This is a genomic window from Paenarthrobacter aromaticivorans, assembly GCF_019038615.1.
Classification (GTDB): Bacteria; Actinomycetota; Actinomycetes; order Actinomycetales; family Micrococcaceae; genus Arthrobacter; species Arthrobacter aromaticivorans.
This window is the reverse complement of the sequence record NZ_JAHOPC010000011.1, coordinates 125709-143857: the sequence shown is the minus strand read 5'-3', so window position 1 is coordinate 143857 and position 18149 is coordinate 125709. Positions and strand designations below refer to the sequence as shown.

Here is an 18149-nt window from a genome sequence, read left to right as displayed (position 1 = left end):
TCACCATGAACACCCTTGAACTCAGCACTACGACGGCGGACCTCACCGCCCCCGTCATCTCACGATCCGACGTCCTGGTAGTTGGAGGTGGTCCCGCAGGCGTCGCTGCGGCGGTTACCGCCGCCCGCTCAGGAGCCAAAGTCACTCTCCTGGAACGCTACTCATCCTTGGGCGGACTCGCCTCCGGCGGTATGGTCCTGGTTCTCGATGACATGATCAACGGTCAGGAAATCACCGTCACGGGCATCGTCTCCGAATACGTGGAACGTTTGCAGAAGCTTGGCCTGGCAATCGTCCCGCCCGCCGATGACCGCAAGACCTCCGAGGAACTGTGGAACAAATGGGGCCGCTACGGCACCTTCGATTTCCACTCCCACACCAACCCCAAGCCCATCTGCTACGCCGCGGCTTTCGATCCCGATGGCTGGAAGCGCGTGTCCAACGACCTCGTACGAGAGGCCGGAGTGGACCTCCGCCTGCACTCCTGGTTCTCCCGGCCGATCGTGGACAACGGCGTGATCAAGGGCGTGATCTGCGAAACGAAACTGGGCCCGCAGGCGTTCATGGCCGACGTCGTGATCGACACCACCGGCGACATCGACGTCGCCTCCCGTGCCGGCGCCAGCTACGCCAAGGACAACTACCTCACCACGCTGGTCTTCCGTTTGGGCAATGTGAATACCAAGGCAGCCGAAGCCTTCGAGCAGGCCAACCCCAAGGAAGCCCGGGCCATCAACCGCAAGATCAAGCGCCTCCTCGGCGGCGCGTGGGAACTCTGGTGGCTCAAGACCCCCATCGACGGCGTGGTCTGGTGCAACGCCCCGCACATGAGCGGATTCGACGGCGTTGACCCAGCGGACATGACTGCCGCCGAGTTCGCCGCCCGGGACCGGATCTCCGAATCCGTGGAGTATGTCCGCGCGAACCTGCCCGGCTTCGAAAACTGCTACATGCTGGACGTCGCCTCCCAGATGGGCGTCCGCCAAACCCGGCTCCTGCAGGGCGAGTACGTCATGACCAAGGACGACGTCACCCAGCGCCGCCACTTCGCGGACACCGTTGCCCGCGGCCGTGACTACTACTACCCGTACCGCTCGCTGCTGCCCAAGGAAGTGGACCAGCTCCTGGTTGCCGGCCGCCACTACTCCGCCACCCCCGAGGCACAGAAAATGTCGCGCGAGATCCCGCCCTGCATGGCAATGGGACAGGCCGTCGGCGTTGCAGCGGCCCTCGCGGCGGGGAACAACATGTTGGTCCGCGACGTCTCCGCGCTGGATATCCAGCAGGGCATGCGCCGGCATGGTGCAGACCCAGGCGACGTGCCGTCGTCGAACGCTACCGTGGACATCGACTTGAACGCAGTGGTGCTGGCATGAGCACCGTTCTCCTCGACCAGACTGAAACCACGACGGCGACGCACACCGCCGCGGCTCCCTCACCAACGCCCCTCCCGCTGGATGGCATCAAAATCGTGGACTTCACGCAGGTGTTCATGGGCCCGTCCTGCACGCAGCTGCTGGGCGACTACGGTGCAGACATCATCAAGGTGGAACGTCCAGGCGCAGGCGACATCTCCCGCAATTCCTTCCCGGACCAGGACGGACAGGACAACCCGATCTTCCTGTCCATCAACCGGAACAAGCGCAGCGTCTCGGTGGACACCCGCACCGACGAAGGTCGCGAGGTACTGCACCGGCTCATGGCGGATGCGGACGTAGTGGTCAGCAACTTCCGCTCCGGAGTCATGGAACGGATGGGTTTCGGCTACGAGGACCTCAAAGCTGCCAACCCGGGGATCATCTGGGCCTCGGGCACAGGCTTCGGTCCGGAAGGGCCCTATGCCCACAAAGGCGGCCAGGACGCGATCGCGCAAGCGTATTCCGGAGTGATGTGGCGCCGGGAATCCGATGACACCAAGCCCTCCATCTACGCCACCACCCTGTGCGACTACATCACCGGCATGCACCTCATGCAGGGCATCCTTCTGGCGCTGCGCACACGCGAGGCATCGGGGGTGGGCCAGAAGGTGGAGGTGACCATGTACGACTCCATGCTGCACCTGCAGATGCAGGAAGCGTGCATGCAGCTCAACCGCGGCTACGAGGTCAACTGGGGCGCCATGCCGCTGAGCGGGGTCTTCGAAACCACCGACGGCGCCGTGTGCATGGTGGGTGGTTTCACGCCGGATCCCCTGGCCAGGATCTCCGAAGCACTTGGCCTGGACGAGGACCTCACCCAGCGGCCTGAATTCGCCAACCTCGAGCAGCAATTCAAGAACAAGCCGGCATTGCAGGCCATCTTCCGCGAGCGCATCGCCACCAATACCACTGAGTATTGGACACACCAGCTTGAAGGGCAGGGGCTGCTGAATGCTCCGGTTCACACCCTGGAACAGGCGTTGGCCGATGCGCAAACCGAGGCCAACGGGATGATCGTGGAAGCAGAGCACCCCGGCGTCGGCACGGTCCGTATGCTGAATGCCCCCATCCGGCTCTCCGCTACCCCGCCCACCATCCGTCGCGCCGCACCGCGCCTCGGTGAGCACAACGTGGAGGTCCTGCTGGAGAACGGCTTCGACCAAGAGGCAATCGAGCGCCTGCAGCAGCTGGGGGTTCTGCGGTGACATCCGTAATCGAGCGAGTGGACACTGTCACCCTGACCATCGAGAACCACGTGGCTACGGTGGTCCTCGATCGTCAGCACGTCCTCAACGCCGTGGATGCCACAACCCATTCGCGGCTCAACGAGATCTGGACTCAGCTTGAGCAGGACCCGTCCGTGCGTGCGGTTGTCATCACAGGTGCGGGATCCCGTGCCTTCTGCGTTGGTGCTGACATGTCGGCGGACGCCGTGGACAAGACCGGCCTGGAGTATTGGGCGGGACTGGATCCCAACGGCTTCGGCGGCCTGAGCCTGCGCACCACCTTGGATGTCCCGGTCATCGCCCGGGTCAACGGCTACGCCCTTGGCGGCGGCATGGAAATTGTGCTGGGTGCCGACATTGTGGTGGCCGCCGACACCGCGAAGTTCGGCTTGACGGAACCTCGGGTTGGGCGATTGGCGCTCGACGGCGGCATCCACCAGTTGGTGCGGCGGATCCCCTATACGCAGGCTATGGGAATGCTCGTGACAGGCCGCAAAGCCGATGCCGCAGAGATGCAGTCCATGGGCCTCGTCAACGAAGTAGTTCCTGCCGAAGAGCTCGACGCCGCTGTGCAGGGCTGGGTGGACCAGATCCTTGCCTGTGCCCCCTCCTCCGTCCGCGCGGTGAAGCAGATGGTCACCCAGACGTCCCACCTCACGGCCAAGGAAGCCCGCGGCCTGCGACTGCCGGCTCTCATGGCGGCCCTGGACAGCGAAGACTCCGCCGAAGGAGTCCGTGCATTCCAGGAAAAGCGCCCGCCCGTCTGGCCGGGCCGCTGATCCCCCCAACCTCCCACGTTCGTCCTGAAAGGAAAGAAACATGCAGCAATCTTCCGTGCCCAGAAACACCCGCCAGGACAGCCTGCAACCGGGTGTCTGGGGCGTTGTTGCCACACCATTCCAAGGCAGCACGCTGGACGTGGACCTGGACAGTTTGTCCGAGCTGGTGGAGCATTACGAGGCCATCGGTGCCACGGGACTCACCGTACTGGGAGTCTTCGGCGAAGCAGCCGCACTGACTGCTGAGGAACGCCGGCAGGTGTTGGAAACGGTGGTCGAATGCACTGCGTTGCCGTTGGTGGTGGGCGTGACCGCCCTGGCCACGCGTCCCGCCATCGAGGAGGTCCGGGCAGCCCTGGAAGTTGCCGGGGAACGCCTCGCAGCTGTCATGGTGCAGGCCAACTCGGCCAAGCCGGAGACGGTGATTGCGCACTTGGATGCCATCCACCGGGCTACTGGCGCCAAGGTTGTCCTTCAGGATTATCCGTTGGCGAGTGGCGTCAGTATCCCCACACCCGCTCTGATCAGGGTGGTGACCTCTTGCGACTTCGTCATTGCCGTCAAGGCCGAAGCGCCACCCACCAGCGTCGCGATCGCTGAGCTGAGTGCCGGCGTCGAGGTTTCAGTCTTTGGCGGCCTAGGCGGGCAGGGACTGCTGGATGAACTGATGGCCGGCGCAGCGGGCGCAATGACTGGTTTCTCCTACCCTGAAGCCCTCATAGCGTGTGTGCGGGCATGGCAGGAGGGGGGCTATGAAGCAGCCCAACGCGAACTGCTCCCGTATCTGCCGCTGATCAACTTTGAGCAGCAGGCGAAGGTAGCCCTGGCTATTCGCAAGGAATGCCTGCGCGAACGCGGTCTCATCAAGGACCCAGGCGTTCGCGCACCTGCAGCGGGCTTCCCCGAAGCCCTGCGCCGGAGTATGGCCACACACCTTCGGGAGGCAGCTGCTGCCCTCGAAAATGACACGACCCCTGTAAGGAGCTTGTGATGGATCTGGGAATTGCGGGCAAGACAGCCTTGGTCGCCGCTTCCACAGGCGGGCTTGGCCTTGCCGTGGCTCGTGCCCTCGCCGCCGAAGGCGTTCGCGTGGCGATCGTGGGCCGTCGTCGGGACCGTGCGAAGGAGATCGTCGCTGAACTGCAGGCCGCGTACGGAAATGGTGTTTCCGGTGCTTCCGGCATAGTGACCAAGGGCTTCGACGCCGTGGCGATCGAGGCAGACCTGACCACGCCCGAGGGCATTGAATCGGCAGTCGAACAGACGGTCGCGGACTTGGGAACCATCGACATCCTGGTCCTCAACGGCCCGGGGCCCAAACCCGGTGCCGCAGCAACGCTAAGCTCCGATGACATCGCGGCGGCGTTCGATCTGCTGGTCAAACCGCAGCACGCCCTGGTTTCCCACGTGCTTCCCGGAATGCGGGAACGGCGGTGGGGCCGGATCCTGGCTATCGGGTCCAGCGGCGTGACAGCCCCACTTCCCAACCTCGCCGTCTCCAACACTGGCCGGGCTGCCCTGGCCGGTTATCTCAAGACACTCGCTGCCGAAGTGGCCCTGGACGAGGTCACCGTGAACCTGCTCTTACCTGGCCGCATCGCCACGGACCGTGTCACCCAACTTGACCAGGCCGCGGCCAAGCGGCGCGGCACCACGTTGGAAGACATCCAGCTCGAATCCCGCAAAACCATCCCCGCCCGACGCTATGGAGAACCTGCCGAGTTCGGCGCGGCTGCCGCCTTCCTGTGCAGCGCGCCGGCGTCGTACATCACCGGCGTCGCGCTGAGGTGCGACGGCGGCCTGATCCGCAGCCTTTAGCCCCCTTCACGAAAACCAAAGGAACATCATGACTTCCACAGCGGTTGACACGCAGGCCACCACCGACCCTCACACGATTACCGCCCACCACCTCATCAATGGCCAATGGCTCGGAGACGCCGACACGCAGCGAATGAATCCGGCCCGACCAAGCGAAATCGCAGCACTCTCACCGAGCGGCACCGTTCAGGACGTCGGCGCCGCCATCACCGCGGCCGCCGCGGCCCAGCCATCGTGGGCGGCCCTGCCCGCACCAGCCCGGGGCGCTATCCTCATCGCGGCCGGAAACCTGCTCAACGAACGCCAACACGCCATCGCCGAGGACCTGGTCCGTGAGGAAGGAAAGACGCTCGCGGAAGCAAAAGGCGAGGTCAAGCGTGCCTCGGACGTGCTGCGCTTCTTCGGCTCGCTGGGCTGGGCAGCAACCGGCGAAGTCCTGCCGAGCGGCCTGCCCGACACCACCATCACGACGCGTCGCGAACCTCTGGGCGTGGTGGGACTCATTACCCCGTGGAATTTTCCCATCGCCATTCCTGCCTGGAAAACCGCGCCTGCACTGATCAGCGGCAACGCCGTGGTGATCAAGCCAGCCGAGCTCACGCCGTTGTCCACCACCCACCTGGCACGTGCCCTGCAGGACGCCGGACTGCCCGCCGGCGTGTTCAATGTGGTGCACGGCAAGGGCCGTGTGGTGGGCGACGCGCTGGCCCGGGACCCTCGCATTGCCGGCTTATCGTTCACAGGTTCCACCAATGTTGGCCTTGGGCTGCAGGAGATCCTCAATGCCCGCCGCGCACGCGTACAGCTCGAAATGGGCGGTAAAAATGGCGTGTTGGTGCTGGATGACGCCGACCCCCGCAAAGCTGCGCAGGTAGTAGCGGCGGGCGCATTCGGCCTGACGGGACAGGCATGCACAGCAACGTCCCGCGTCTACGTGACCCCCGGCATCCGCTCCGCCTTCCTCGATGCGTTGGTTCAGGAGGCCGCCGCCTACACCACCGGTGACGGGCTTGATGGCGACGCCCGGATGGGAGCCGTAGTGAGCAAGCAACAATTCGAGCAGGACCAGGCAGCGGTGCGTACCGCCGTCGAACGCGGGGCTACACTCCTGCACGGACAGTACGACGGCGACCCCAACGGTGCGCTGTTCTTCCCGGCGGCGATTCTCACCGGACTGCCGTTCGACGACGCAGCCGTGACGGAAGAGATCTTCGGGCCAGTGGTGGCCGTTCTCGAAGTGGCCGACTACGAAACCGGCCTCTCTGCCATCAATGAATCCCGCTACGGGCTCACCGCCGGCATCTGCACGGACTCACTGGCCCTCGCGACGGACTTCGCTGACAGGGCGCAGGCAGGGGTGGTGAAGATCAACCGGCCAACTGCCGGGCTGGACCTGAACGTCCCCTTCGGCGGTGTGAAGGATTCCTCCACCAATACCTTCCGTGAGCAAGGCAGGTCAGCGCTGGACTTCTACACCTGGGGCAAGACCGTCTACACAGGCATTTAGTGCGCCATGAGCTACGTGATCGCACAGCCCTGCGTGGATGTGAAGGACAAGGCATGCATTGACGAGTGTCCGGTGGATTGTATCTACGAAGGTGAACGCTCGCTCTACATCCACCCGTCCGAGTGCGTTGACTGCGGGGCATGCGATCCCGTGTGCCCCGTAGAGGCGATCTACTACGCTGAGGATGTCCCTGACGAATGGGCAGACTACGTCAGGGCGAACGCGGAGTTCTTCGAGGACGTGGGCCGCGATCATCCTGTAGTGATCGCGGAGCCGGTGCGAGTGGGCAGTTAGGCGGCACTGCTCGCGGTACCGGAGCGATTGGACTGCTAGAACTACAAGTGTGAAACCGCCGTGTAGGCCAGGATCGATGACCGGGAGCTTTTGATGAAAGCAATTGTTGTGTCAGATCAGTCCGCCGGAAGGGCCGGGCTCAGGATGGCCGAACGGCCGCAGCCGTCGGCATCGATAAACGATGTCATTGTTCAGGTTCATGCCTCTGGGTTCGTTCCGACCGAGGTCGAGTGGTCCTCGACCTGGACTGATCGAGCCGGTAGGGATCGGACACCCTCCATCATTGGGCACGAGGTGGCCGGGGTTGTAACCGCGCTCGGCTATGGCACGACAGGCCTGACTGTGGGTCAACGCGTGTTTGGCCTTGCGGACTGGCACCGGGACGGCACCTTGGCGGAGTACGTGGCCATGGAAGCACGTAACCTTGCGCCGCTGCCGGGCGACGTCCCCTTCACAGTTGGCGCCAGCCTGCCCATCTCTGGACTGACCGCCTGGCAGGGCTTGTTTATCCATGGCCGCATCCAGTCGGGACAGAGCCTACTCGTGCACGGTGCGGCCGGGGCAGTCGGAACGATGGTGACTCAGCTGGCACGTGAAGCCGGCGCCTACGTCATCGGCACCGGACGAACTGCCGACCGGCAGAAAGCACTTGACTTCGGAGCGCACGAGTTCGTCGATCTCGCCAATGACACCTTGCGGGAAATCGGCGGGGTTGACCTGGTATTCGACGTGATCGGGGGTGACATCCAGAAGCAGTCAGCGGCCCTGATCCGCCCCGGCGGAACGCTGGTGAGCATCACCGGGCCAGTTGAAGCCCGCCCTGCGGATGGGTTGGCAGTGGATTTCGTTGTCGAGTCGGATCGTGCGCAGCTGGTTGAGATCGTCCAGCGAATCCGGGACGGACGGCTGCGGACGAACATCGGAAACATCGGCGAATTCGACGACGCGCTCAACGCCCTTAATCCAGCCGCACGCCGGAATGGGAAGACGATCATCCAGGTGCGTGAGTAATTCAGAAGCCGTACAGGCAATGAACGCCTACCTGAAGCGCCGCAACTGGCGCTTATTCTTCGCGGTCGATCTCCAAGTAGCTGAGACCGCTCAGATCCAGCCAATATCGCGTTGGTGTTTGGACCAATCGCAGCAGCACTCCTTGGCAGTCGCGGCACCGGACCACAATGCCGGGCGCGTCCGTGAAGACCATGGCCTCGCCGAAAGCCCTGACGGAACCACAGTGCCTGCACCGCCCAAGCGCTGCGATGATGTCGATCCGGAAGACTTCGGACAGGGCGCCGGCCGCGGCGTTCCCGTCCACATACGGAATCGGGTCATGGGGTCCTGCTGCAATGTCCGGGTCATCGGACTCGGGGACAGCGAAGTCGTCGGTGCTGGTCACCGGATACCTCCCGTCCCGCCAAACCGCTCGGTCTTGATCGACTCCGGCCGATAACCGGCCATGACAAGCCAGTCCGCAACGGTCTCCACGAAGACTGTCTGGCCGCAAACAAAAACATCCGGGTTCTCCTCTGTCGGGAAGATCCTGCCCAAAAGGCTCTCGGAGGTAAGGCGGCCTGGCGCTACCGGCCAGCCCTCCGGCGTCGAGCGCGTGTAGACGTAATCGACCATCAGCTTGGCTGAATCCTGGTCCAAACGATGCAGCTCGTCACGGTAGAGGGCAGCTTCCGGAGCTTTAAGGGAATAGAGCAACTTGAAAGGGGCTGCGCTGTTGGATGCCTGGTGCGCACGGATCATCGACATCAGCGGCACTACACCTGACCCTCCTCCGATCAGCTGCACAGGGTTGGCATTTCCATTCCGCCAGACAAACCAGCCGCCCACGGGTCCCCGGATTTCCAACCGGTCTCCGACCGCCAGGTCCCGGACGAGGTAAGGCGACACTTCGCCGTCGGGCAGTTCATCAACGGTGATTTCCAGATGCTCATCCGTACTTGCCGACGCCACCGAATAGGACCGGATGGCTGTGTAGCCGTCGTCCGCGGTGAGGCGGATATCAATGTGCTGACCGGCCAGATATCCCATCAAACCATCCACGCGCAGCTTAATGGTCCGGGCTGTGGCGTTTTCCAGTTCTCCGCCCACCACTTCAGCGACCCGCCATACAGAACTCACGGCAAAGGCCTCACGAGTATCGCTCCTCACGCCAGGGATTGCCGTGCAGATGATATCCATTCGATTCCCAGAAACCGGGAACGTCGTCATCCGTCAGTTCCAAACCATGAATCCATTTGGCGCTTTTCCAGAAATACAAATGCGGCACCAAAAGCCGCGCCGGGCCACCATGCGCGCGTTCAAGTGGTTCGTGGCCGAACTCCCAAGCCACCCAGGCCTTGCCACCCAACAGGTCCCACAGCGGAACATTGGTGGTGTAACCGCCGAATGAATGGGCGGTGGCGAAGTCGCGGGTGGTCTCCACCTTTTCGAAAAGCGTGTCCACCGAAACGCCGCGCCACGCTGTTCCCAGTTTTGACCAACTGGTGACGCAGTGAATGTCTTGGGTGATCTCTTCCTGCGGCAAGGCCATGAACTCATCCCAGGTCCACGTGAGCCGCTGGCCATCCTCCGCGGTAATGAAGAACTCCCATTCTTCAACGGGAATGAGCGGAGCGGGTCCCGCGGTCAGGACAGGAAAGTCCTGAGTTTCATGCTGTCCCGGAGGCAACGCAGCATTCTCGGACCGCCGTCCACGGAAACCGGAAGAAATAATACCCATGATGCACCTCCGCGATGGAGCTCCATCGGCCAACGACCGTTGATGCCCCAACCATAGGGCAAGCTCCGGGCGTGGTCCAGCAGATCCTTAGTTGCCCTGAGCCAGCGGCGCGAGCCGGTACCCAACGCCGCGCACAGTCTCAAGCCAGCGCGGGTTCTGGATGCTGTCGCCAAGTTTCTTGCGCAGGTTGCCCATATGCACCTCAACGGCACGTTCGTCGGCATCGCTGACGTAGCTACCGACGTCGTAGGGTTCATTGCGAAGGCGCCGCGCCAGATCTGCCTTGGTCCGCACAATCCTGCCTGTCTCGAGGAGGGCAAGCAGGAGGTCGAATTCGGTGCGTGTCAGCCTCAGCTCCTGGCCGTTCAAGACTGCCGTCCTGGAGCCGGCCGAAACGGCAAGGCCGTTGTGGGTCATCTCCGGGTCGGTTTCTTCGACGGCGGCCTTGGACTCCGACGATGCGCGGGGCCTTCGCATCATGGCCTCGACGCGTGCACGAAGTTCGCGCGGGCGGAACGGCTTGGTGAGGTAATCGTCCCCGCCGGCCTCGAGGCCCATGAGTGTGTCCAGTTCCTCCGCACGAGCCGTCAACATGATGATGTAGGCGTCCGAGGATTTCCGGATCTGGCGTGCCACCTCGAAACCATCGATGTCCGGCAGGCCCAGGTCCAGCGTTATGACGTCTGGATTCAGTTCGCGGGCTGACGTGACGCCCGCGGATCCAGTGGATGCAACATGGACGTCAAATCCCGCTTGGGAAAGGACCACACGCACCAATTCGCGAATATCCTGGTCATCTTCAATGACCAGCCCCACACGTACTTCACTCATCGCTGCCCCTCAGCCCCTTCGATAACCCTTCGAAGTATAACCATTATGGTTAGGCTGATCTCATGAACCGACTTTCTTCTGCATTCCGGGTGGTTGCGCCGTGACCCGCCCAACCACCTGGGATCTTGGCGAGAAGAAAAAACTCCTGGTTTTCCGGCGCTCTTTCCACGAACACACCCTGCGAATGAGGGTGGTTCTCAGCCAATTGCCGCTGTCCGTCTGTGTGTGCATTTCGGCGATTCTGGTGTGGCTGTTTTTCCCGGCCACGCTCGAAAATCCCATGTTCCTCCTCTTCCTGCTCAGCCAGGCATTCCTGTTGGCGGTGTGCGTCATTGTGCCGTGGCACCGGCTGCCGTTCCCCAGCTTCCTGGTGATACCGATCCTGGACATGGTGTCGATTTCGTTCGGCAGGGAAGGAGGGCAGGAAGCGCTCACGGGGCTCAGTGTCCTGGTGGTCCTGCCCGTCATTTGGCTCTGTGCGTCCGGCCTGTACCCAAGACTGGCGATTGCCTTGTCATTCGTGGGTCCGCTCTGCATCGTTTGGGCTCCCTTGTTCGTCAAGGGCTCCTTCACTGAGCAGGACCTCACCAAGCCCCTGCTCTTCCCGATCCTGATGCTTGGCATCGGCGTGTCCGTGAGCGTGCTGACTCTGAGCATGGTGCGCCAGCAGCGGGCCTTGGAACAAAAGGATGAGGAACTAAAGAAAGCGCTCGACGTCAGCACCAGGCAGGAACGGCTCTTGAACACTGTCATGGAAGCCTTGCCCCTGGGTGTGGTGGCGGTGGATGGCGAAGGCCATGACATCCTCATGAACCGCCGCCAACGGCAAACCCACTCCTTGGCAACTCCTCCAGGCAATGACGATCCGAACGAATCCGAGCTGCTCGTCTTCGACCAGGACAGGACCACGCCGTTGCCCTCTGACCGCCGTCCAGTCCGGCGTGCGGTCCTGGGGGAAAGGTTCACGGACCAACTCGTATGGCTTGGTTCCGGAGCAGACCAGCGCGCCTTCACCACAAGCGCCCGCCCCATGGTTGACGACGCCGGGAACTTCGCCGGCTCGGTTATTGTCTTCAGCGACGTCACAGACCTGGTCAATGCCCTGGCCGCCAAGGACGACTTCGTCGCCAACGTCTCCCATGAATTCCGAACGCCGCTGACGTCCATCCTTGGTTACGTTGAGCTTCTGCTGGATGAACCGCGTTCCCTGGATCCCTCGTCGCGCAGGCAACTCGATATTGTTCGAAGGAACGCCGAACGGTTGCTTACCCTGGTATCGGATTTGTTGGCAGTGCGTTCAGGCCAAATGGTCATTCAGCCGCACGCGGTGGACGTGGCCGAGCTGGTGCGGGGTAGCGTGAGCTCTGCCGGTCCCCGGGCTGCCAAAGCGGGAATCCGGTTGTCCATGGATGTCCCTGAGTCCTTGGAGGCCCACGTGGACTCCTCACGAATAGCCCAGGTCCTGGACAACCTGGTATCAAACGCCATCAAGTACTCCCCCAAAGGCGCAAACGTAGAGGTTGCCGCGTGGGAGGACCAGGATTTCGTGTTCTGCCGCGTCTCCGATACCGGCATGGGCATGACTGAAGAAGAGCAGTCCGAGGCCTTTACCAAGTTCTTCCGGGCCGGCGGCGTACGCAACAGCACCATTCCCGGCGTCGGGCTTGGACTGCCCATCAGCAAGGCGATCGTCGAAGCGCATGGCGGAACCATCACGCTGGAAAGCGAACCCGGCCGGGGCACAACCTTCCTCGTGAAGATGCCCGCCTAGGCGTTAGCGCCCGCTGCCCGCTACTGCGGCATCACGACGGCGGCCGAAGAGGAAGTAGCTCACCGGTCCGAAGAAGTTGATGAACGAAACAGCGCGCCACACCGCCTTCTTTCCCCTGATTCTGGAGTCGGGGGTCTTTCCGATGCTCCGTTGCGCTGCACCCAGCAGGGCCATATTTATGGCTCCGCTGACGATGACCATGATCCGCTGGCCCTTGCTCATATCGCGCCACGATTTCCTGCCAGCCATGATGCCTCCCTCGAGAATTTCCCCTCAGCCGTCGTTCACCCGGCCGTAGTTCTCAGGCTAGTCTGACGCCGTTCGTCCCGCCACAGCCTGACGCACTACCTCGCCCCACGACTGTTCCGCGAGGTCCGCCACGGCAGCCAGGATTTCCGACGGCGGCAGGGACAGGTCCAGCGGATACTCCACGATGTCGATGTCCGTGTTCAGGATCCTGCGCAACTTCATCTCGCCCGGTCCAGCGTAGACAAGCCATGCCGTCGGGACCCGGAGTGCGGTGCAGTACGCCAACAATTGGTAATGGTCCGCGTTCAGTGAAGCGCCGGCATCTCCTGCCGCTGTGTACTTGGAGTCGTAGACCACCACGGGCCTCCCACCCAGGAAGTGCACGGCGTCGGGGCGGACTGTCAGGCGATCCGCGTCCCGGACAGCCTCATTGAGCAGCGCTCCGTACTGGAGGCGCATCTCCCCCGGGTAAACACTCATCGCATGACGCAAAGCCGTGCCCACGAACTCTTCGAAAACCTGTGCCATGTCCACCACAAAGGAAGCCGTCTGCTGCTTCCCTTCGCCGGCCTCGGCGGAGGCATTGCGCAGGATGACCTCCGAGAGCCGCAGAACGGCGTGGTACCTGAGATTCATTCGGTTGGCCCGCCACGGCGGCAGTGGGGCTCCGGACTGCAGACGGGTGACGGCGTCGAGCTTTCCCTTGAGCTGGCGCAAGCGGCTCAGGACGTCGGCCCGGACGCCCGGCACCTTCCCCATCCGTTCCAAAGCGGCGCGGAGGATGCGGTTCTCAGCGATGTCCTCAGTGAATTCGTCGTAGGACACTTCCAAAGGCACCATCATGCCGGGCCTTCGGGAGATCTGGTCCGAGATGCGGATGCGGCCTTTGACGGTCCGCAGCGATTCATCAATGGTGAGGTAGCCCTGAAGGACGCCGCGGCTCAGCGCGCGGTCAGCCAGCTGGGCCAGTGACTCGGCCAAGGCGCTCCAGAGATCCGGGTGCTCAACCGCTTCTACGGAGTGGTCACGGAAGCCTTGGTCACCGGCGTAGCTGAGGAGGAAAAGCAAGCGACTCAGGCCAAGCCGGTCCTTGGGGCGGACCTCGAGCTGGACAGTGGAAGTGCGCACCGCACCGACTTTGCCGACGGGTTCGATCCTATAGAGGCCCATGCCAATCGGTGACGCTTTCGCCAGCCCACTGGCGTTGATGAACGCAGCGGTTGGGGGGTCGAGCTTGTCAACGACTCCCCGTGAGAGCTCGTCCATGACGATGTGCCGGGTCCCGGCAGCCGTCCGCGCCGTACCGGCACTTGCCGGTGGCCGCCGCGGGCGTGGCGGGACGGCCTTAGCGGGCAGCAAGTCGTCCCAGCAATTGGTCCAGGCCGAAGCGTTCCTCCAACTGGGCACGGTTCAACTGCCCGTGATAGTGCTCCTCCAGCAACGGCATGAGCTCGTACTTCCAGATGCGCCGCAATCCTGTGGGATTCTGGGCAGCGTTCTTCATGAAGTAGGACGGCCCGATCATCAGGTCCCTGTCCCAGTCATCGATGGCGTCGTTGAGGGCGTCCAGGAGATCCGCATTGAGGGTGTCCAGGCCGCGGGCCTGCAGGAAGCGCCGCAGCGAGCCCCTCACCGGTTCCACCTTGGGATGGAGTTCGATGAACGCGAAACGACGACGAATGGCGGCGTCCATCATGGCGATGGAGCGGTCAGCGGTGTTCATGGTGCCGATGATGTACAGGTTGTCCGGCAGGCTGAAAGGCTCGTTGGGGCTGTACTGCAGGTAAATCCGGTCATCACGATACTCAAGGAGGAAGTACAGCTCGCCGAAGACCTTAGCCAGGTTGGCACGGTTCATCTCATCGATGATCAGGAAGTACGGCTTGTGCGCGTTCTCCGGCTTGGCAGCTTCCTCCGCGAGCCGACGCAGCGGCCCGGCCACGAGCTTGAAGGAGACCTGGCCGTCGTCGGTTTTGTCCGGACGGTAACCCTCAAAGAAATCCTCGTACGCGTATGACGGATGGAACTGCACCAGCTTCACGCGTTCATCGGTGCTGTCGCCGGCGAGTTCGGCAGCGAGGTGCTTGGCCAGGTACGTTTTGCCGGTACCTGGAGGTCCGTAAAGAACCAGTTGGCGGTTCTCTTCGAGCAGTTCGGCGATTTCCTTCAGCGGCTCGAGGTCCATATGAAGTGAAGCTGCGAACTCTTCGGTCAACGGCCGGAAACCCTGCTGGACAACCTCGACGACGGCGGTGGGCGGCGCTTCGTCCTCGCCGTCGGTTTCGGCTTCTACCGGCAGGAGTTCCTGCAACGCCTGAATGACCCTGGTGACATCCACGATGATCCCGGGCGTGGACAATTGCCGCTGTGCATGGCGTGGGAGTTCGGTGATGGCGTAACTGTCATCGAACCAGCGGACCTTGCGGCGGATACGCCGGTTGTCCTCGTGGTGTTCGGGCTCGCCAAGGACCACTCCCACACGGACCCGTCCGGCGTGCTGGTAGAGCGTAAGGTCACCGGGTTTCATCACCGTGAGGAAGGCGAAGACCGCCGTCTTGGTGTCCTCGCGCTCTACATAACCCAGGTGCTTGTAATCCTCGTCCACGGCATGCTGGACCACGCCCGCAGTGACTCCGGCAGTGAGGGAGCGGAGGTGCTCAACGTCCAGGGTGGCTTTCTCTTCAGCAACCCAGGTGGCCAACAGGTCAGCGTTGTCGTGATGGGTACGCAGCAACCAGGAGCGGCGTCCGGGGTCTCCCACTTTGCGCCATTGGCTGACCAGCTGGCGTGCATACCAATCGATGCGCTGGCCGGCTTGTTCGTCCAGGTGCAACCGGATCCGATGGATGTCCGCAGTCACGTCCTCCTCGGTATCGCCCCCGGCGCCACCAACGAGTGAGGCGAAAGCGTCACGAATCTCCCGGCGCTCCACGTCAGCCACCACAGGCTCGAAGTAGCTGGGCCACACCAAATACTCGATACTGCGGCGCATGGCTGGTTGGTCCTCTGGTGTTCCCACTGCAAGCTCGTGGAACTTCAAAGGATCGGCGAGCGCCTGGTTGATGGTCTCCGTGCTCTGGCCGTCTACATGCGCAACAAAGCGGCACAGCCATTTCAGGTGGTCCCAAATGGTCCAGTTGAACTCGGCGGTGCGGTCACGGATCACGCCGTGGTCCGTCATGCCTTCGTAGAGTTCCTCCGGCAACTCAATCGGCGGTTCCACCCAGGAGGCAGCCTCGGCCACACGGGCACGCTTCACCCTGAGGGACTTGACCTCATGGGCCAATGGCAGCGACTGCAGGAAGAGCAATTCCACCGCCAGCAGCTTGGCTTCCCGTGACGCGCCTTCGAGGTTTTGCCGAAGATTGGTCATCATGGGGGCCTTGGAATCTTCCACCCCGCGCTCAAGGCGTTCCAGCAGTTCTCCGGCGGCGTCCGCCGTCCACGTCAGCGTATGGCCGTCCAGCGCTGACGGTCTCCCTTGGAGTGCCGGGCCCAACACATACCAGGCCGCGTCCTCGATCTCCTTGGAGATTCCGGGGGCGCGGTCAATGGCAGGCTTCACGGAGGGGGTCACCATGCCAACTTACCTTGTTTGACTTAGCCAAGCATCTGGATTTGGAGGGGCACAGGACAGATAGAAGTCTGGTTAAGTGGCGATGTTCGCGCAAACATGGCTTGACGTGAGCCCGTCATTCCCATAGACCTGCAGTACCCGTAACATGCAGTGATCGGATCCAGACAATGGTGTGGACATCCAACACTTTTCGCCGGGCACGGATCCATGTCAGGAGCGGGTTTTGTGAACAACAAACCTCCTGACAAGGGCCCAACCCGGCTCCATGGGCACGCCCGGATTCCGTTATCGGTTCTCGCGGCGGCGGTCATGCTTGGCTGCTTCCAATCTGCAGCGGTCACCACGGCGCCCCCAGCCACCCAGCAGATCCGGGCAGATTCAACGGCTGATGCACCCTCAGTAGCCAATCGGTCCACGAATGACACTGCCGTTAACAGCACCACCCCTTCGGGAACGGTTGAACCAGGGCCGACAAACCCCTTGGCCGCCACACTCTGTCAACAAACAGCCTCAGGATTTGGAGTGGCGTCCACCACCGGTGGCCCTTCAGACCTCCAACTCCGCAACGCTTCGGCCATCATGGTGGCGGGCAAAAAGCTGGGGCTGCCACTTGATGCCCAAGTCCTTGGGGTACAAGCCGCCCTTGGCGAATCTTCCCTTGAAAGCAAGGACTTCGGTGACGCCGCTGGGCCGGACTCCCGCGGGCTGTTCCAGCAGCGCGCCAACGGCGCATGGGGCTCTTATGCCGATCGCATGGATCCATTCGTCAGCGCAACCAGCTTCTTCCTTGCCCTGAAGGGCATCAAGGACTGGCAGCTTCTGCCGTCCAGCCTGGCCATCCACCTCGTGCAGCGGAACCAGGATCCAGACCACTACACCAAGTACCGGGAGCTGGCACAGGAAATCGTGAGTTTCCTGAATTCCCAGGGTGCATCTACCTGTTCCGGCGGCGGCTCGTGGCAAACATCGGTGGGGAACCCTGAGTCCCGTCATGTACGGCCGGGACCCGGCTCCTTGATGTCCCCATTGCTGAATCTGCGCCCCAGTTCACCTTTTGGGCTACGCACCAATCCGATCACAGGTGCCCCGGGGGAATTCCATACAGGGCAGGACTTCGCAGCGGCCTGTGGCACACCGGTCCATTCTGCTGATGACGGCTACGTGCGCGAGGTCGGCTGGCATGCCTGGGGTGGAGGCAACCGGATAGAGATCGATCACGGCAACGGACTTATCACTACGTACAACCACTTGCAGGCGAGCGCCGTGCGCAAAGGGCAGGTAGTTGAAGCCGGAGAAGTCATCGGATTGGTCGGCTCCACTGGTTCGTCCACCGGATGCCACCTTCACTTTGAAACAATTGTGAATGGCGTGCTGGTGGATCCATCATCGTGGAGCCTGATTCCGCTGGATACAGAATCGTCCGTGGATCTACTCAGGCTCACAAGCTTCTCACCAACAACTGGAACGACGCCGGTTGGCGAGGTTCCGGTGTGGTCGCTCGGGATCGCGCTTGGCGAGCCGGGGACGTCAGCCCGCGAGCCGGCTGCGCAGCCCACTCCCTCACCTACGGCGACCCCGACGGCTACTCCCACGCCGACCCCAACTGCTACACCCACGCCCACTGCAACGGCTGAGCCCACCCCCACTGTGAGCACTACGCCGACGCCAACGGCCAGCCCGACCGCCGAACCCACGGCAACTCCGACCACTACGCCCACACCAACTGTGACGGCTACGCCCACGCCGACGCCAACGGCCAGCCCGACCGCCGAACCCACGGCATCACCAACCACCACATCCGACCCCACGGCGTCGCCCACTCCAACAGCCACGGTCGCTCCCACCGCAACCATCACAGCGACCCCAACTACCGAGCCCGCTCCTACGGCAACCATGACGGCCACTCCCACACCCACGGCCACGCCCACCGCGACACCCTGAGCGTGCC

Annotated in this window: 17 protein-coding genes; 10 read left to right on the top strand and 7 right to left on the bottom strand. The window is 62.8% G+C overall.

Going from position 1 to position 18149, the window contains the following annotated elements:
* Positions 1-5: 5 nt before the first annotated feature.
* The 8 genes from KSW38_RS17120 to KSW38_RS17085 all read left to right on the top strand — a co-directional run bounded on the left by KSW38_RS17120 (position 6) and on the right by KSW38_RS17085 (position 8053).
* Positions 6-1376, top strand: coding sequence for an FAD-dependent oxidoreductase (locus KSW38_RS17120; protein WP_216926123.1), 1371 nt, complete (start codon positions 6-8; stop codon positions 1374-1376).
* The gene (locus tag KSW38_RS17115) at positions 1373-2623 is read left to right on the top strand and encodes a CaiB/BaiF CoA transferase family protein (RefSeq protein ID WP_216926122.1); all 1251 of its coding nucleotides are present in this window, start codon (positions 1373-1375) and stop codon (positions 2621-2623) included. Before KSW38_RS17120 ends, KSW38_RS17115 begins: the two co-directional genes overlap by 4 nt.
* Complete coding sequence (locus KSW38_RS17110) at positions 2620-3423, top strand: enoyl-CoA hydratase-related protein (RefSeq protein WP_216926121.1); 804 nt, start codon at positions 2620-2622, stop codon at positions 3421-3423. The genes KSW38_RS17115 and KSW38_RS17110 overlap by 4 nt, the downstream gene beginning before the upstream one ends.
* Before the next feature lie 40 nt (positions 3424-3463).
* Positions 3464-4414 (top strand): dihydrodipicolinate synthase family protein, encoded by a 951-nt coding sequence (locus KSW38_RS17105; protein WP_216926120.1) that lies wholly within the window; start codon positions 3464-3466, stop codon positions 4412-4414.
* Complete coding sequence (locus KSW38_RS17100; RefSeq protein WP_216926119.1) at positions 4414-5241, top strand: SDR family oxidoreductase; 828 nt, start codon at positions 4414-4416, stop codon at positions 5239-5241. The genes KSW38_RS17105 and KSW38_RS17100 overlap by 1 nt, the downstream gene beginning before the upstream one ends.
* A 28-nt stretch (positions 5242-5269) precedes the next feature.
* Positions 5270-6748 carry an aldehyde dehydrogenase family protein gene (locus tag KSW38_RS17095; RefSeq protein WP_216926118.1) on the top strand — a complete coding sequence of 493 codons (1479 nt, stop codon included), beginning with the start codon at positions 5270-5272 and terminating at the stop codon, positions 6746-6748.
* Positions 6749-6754: 6 nt separating this feature from the next.
* Positions 6755-7042: a ferredoxin gene (fdxA, locus tag KSW38_RS17090; RefSeq protein WP_216926117.1), complete on the top strand. Its 288-nt coding sequence runs from the start codon at positions 6755-6757 to the stop codon at positions 7040-7042.
* 93 nt (positions 7043-7135) lie between these two features.
* A complete protein-coding gene (locus KSW38_RS17085; RefSeq protein WP_216926116.1) occupies positions 7136-8053 on the top strand; it encodes an NADP-dependent oxidoreductase in 918 nt (305 codons plus the stop codon).
* A gap of 52 nt (positions 8054-8105) precedes the next feature.
* Here the strand turns inward: KSW38_RS17085 and KSW38_RS23520 are convergent, their stop codons facing one another.
* The 4 genes from KSW38_RS23520 to KSW38_RS17065 form a co-directional block, all read right to left on the bottom strand.
* Positions 8106-8438 carry a DUF6510 family protein gene (locus KSW38_RS23520; RefSeq protein ID WP_308169415.1) on the bottom strand — a complete coding sequence of 111 codons (333 nt, stop codon included), beginning with the start codon at positions 8436-8438 and terminating at the stop codon, positions 8106-8108.
* Positions 8435-9172: a ferredoxin reductase gene (locus tag KSW38_RS17075; RefSeq protein ID WP_308169414.1), complete on the bottom strand. Its 738-nt coding sequence runs from the start codon at positions 9170-9172 to the stop codon at positions 8435-8437. The genes KSW38_RS23520 and KSW38_RS17075 overlap by 4 nt, the downstream gene beginning before the upstream one ends.
* A gap of 10 nt (positions 9173-9182) precedes the next feature.
* A complete protein-coding gene (locus KSW38_RS17070; RefSeq protein ID WP_216926114.1) occupies positions 9183-9773 on the bottom strand; it encodes a molybdopterin-dependent oxidoreductase in 591 nt (196 codons plus the stop codon).
* An 87-nt stretch (positions 9774-9860) separates the two neighbouring features.
* Complete coding sequence (locus KSW38_RS17065) at positions 9861-10604, bottom strand: response regulator transcription factor (RefSeq protein WP_216926113.1); 744 nt, start codon at positions 10602-10604, stop codon at positions 9861-9863.
* Between the two features lie 100 nt (positions 10605-10704).
* On the opposite strand from KSW38_RS17065, the gene KSW38_RS17060 reads away from it, so the two are divergent.
* Positions 10705-12375: a sensor histidine kinase gene (locus KSW38_RS17060; RefSeq protein ID WP_216926112.1), complete on the top strand. Its 1671-nt coding sequence runs from the start codon at positions 10705-10707 to the stop codon at positions 12373-12375.
* A 3-nt stretch (positions 12376-12378) separates the two neighbouring features.
* Here KSW38_RS17060 and KSW38_RS17055 read toward each other — a convergent pair whose 3' ends face one another.
* From KSW38_RS17055 to KSW38_RS17045, 3 genes are all read right to left on the bottom strand, one after another.
* Positions 12379-12624: a PLDc N-terminal domain-containing protein gene (locus KSW38_RS17055; RefSeq protein ID WP_216926111.1), complete on the bottom strand. Its 246-nt coding sequence runs from the start codon at positions 12622-12624 to the stop codon at positions 12379-12381.
* 57 nt (positions 12625-12681) lie between these two features.
* A complete protein-coding gene (locus KSW38_RS17050) occupies positions 12682-13890 on the bottom strand; it encodes a 5-methylcytosine restriction system specificity protein McrC (RefSeq protein ID WP_216926110.1) in 1209 nt (402 codons plus the stop codon).
* Positions 13891-13969: 79 nt separating this feature from the next.
* Complete coding sequence (locus tag KSW38_RS17045; protein WP_216926109.1) at positions 13970-16204, bottom strand: McrB family protein; 2235 nt, start codon at positions 16202-16204, stop codon at positions 13970-13972.
* A 222-nt stretch (positions 16205-16426) separates the two neighbouring features.
* Here KSW38_RS17045 and KSW38_RS23750 point away from each other — a divergent pair, with 222 nt between their 5' ends.
* Positions 16427-18142 carry a M23 family metallopeptidase gene (locus KSW38_RS23750; protein WP_216926108.1) on the top strand — a complete coding sequence of 572 codons (1716 nt, stop codon included), beginning with the start codon at positions 16427-16429 and terminating at the stop codon, positions 18140-18142.
* The last annotated feature ends 7 nt before the right edge of the window (positions 18143-18149 follow it).

Excerpts from the sequence above, each read along its gene's own strand:
- KSW38_RS17105 (WP_216926120.1), top strand. The coding sequence starts at position 3,464 with ATGCAGCAATCTTCCGTGCCCAGAAACACCCGCCAGGACAGCCTGCAA.
- KSW38_RS17045 (WP_216926109.1), bottom strand. The coding sequence starts at position 16,204 with ATGGTGACCCCCTCCGTGAAGCCTGCCATTGACCGCGCCCCCGGAATC.
- KSW38_RS17070 (WP_216926114.1), bottom strand. The coding sequence starts at position 9,773 with ATGGGTATTATTTCTTCCGGTTTCCGTGGACGGCGGTCCGAGAATGCT.
- KSW38_RS17085 (WP_216926116.1), top strand. The coding sequence starts at position 7,136 with ATGAAAGCAATTGTTGTGTCAGATCAGTCCGCCGGAAGGGCCGGGCTC.
- KSW38_RS17115 (WP_216926122.1), top strand. The coding sequence starts at position 1,373 with ATGAGCACCGTTCTCCTCGACCAGACTGAAACCACGACGGCGACGCAC.
- KSW38_RS17100 (WP_216926119.1), top strand. The coding sequence starts at position 4,414 with ATGGATCTGGGAATTGCGGGCAAGACAGCCTTGGTCGCCGCTTCCACA.
- KSW38_RS17050 (WP_216926110.1), bottom strand. The coding sequence starts at position 13,890 with ATGGACGAGCTCTCACGGGGAGTCGTTGACAAGCTCGACCCCCCAACC.
- KSW38_RS17095 (WP_216926118.1), top strand. The coding sequence starts at position 5,270 with ATGACTTCCACAGCGGTTGACACGCAGGCCACCACCGACCCTCACACG.
- KSW38_RS17120 (WP_216926123.1), top strand. The coding sequence starts at position 6 with ATGAACACCCTTGAACTCAGCACTACGACGGCGGACCTCACCGCCCCC.
- fdxA (WP_216926117.1), top strand. The coding sequence starts at position 6,755 with ATGAGCTACGTGATCGCACAGCCCTGCGTGGATGTGAAGGACAAGGCA.
- KSW38_RS17065 (WP_216926113.1), bottom strand. The coding sequence starts at position 10,604 with ATGAGTGAAGTACGTGTGGGGCTGGTCATTGAAGATGACCAGGATATT.
- KSW38_RS17055 (WP_216926111.1), bottom strand. The coding sequence starts at position 12,624 with ATGGCTGGCAGGAAATCGTGGCGCGATATGAGCAAGGGCCAGCGGATC.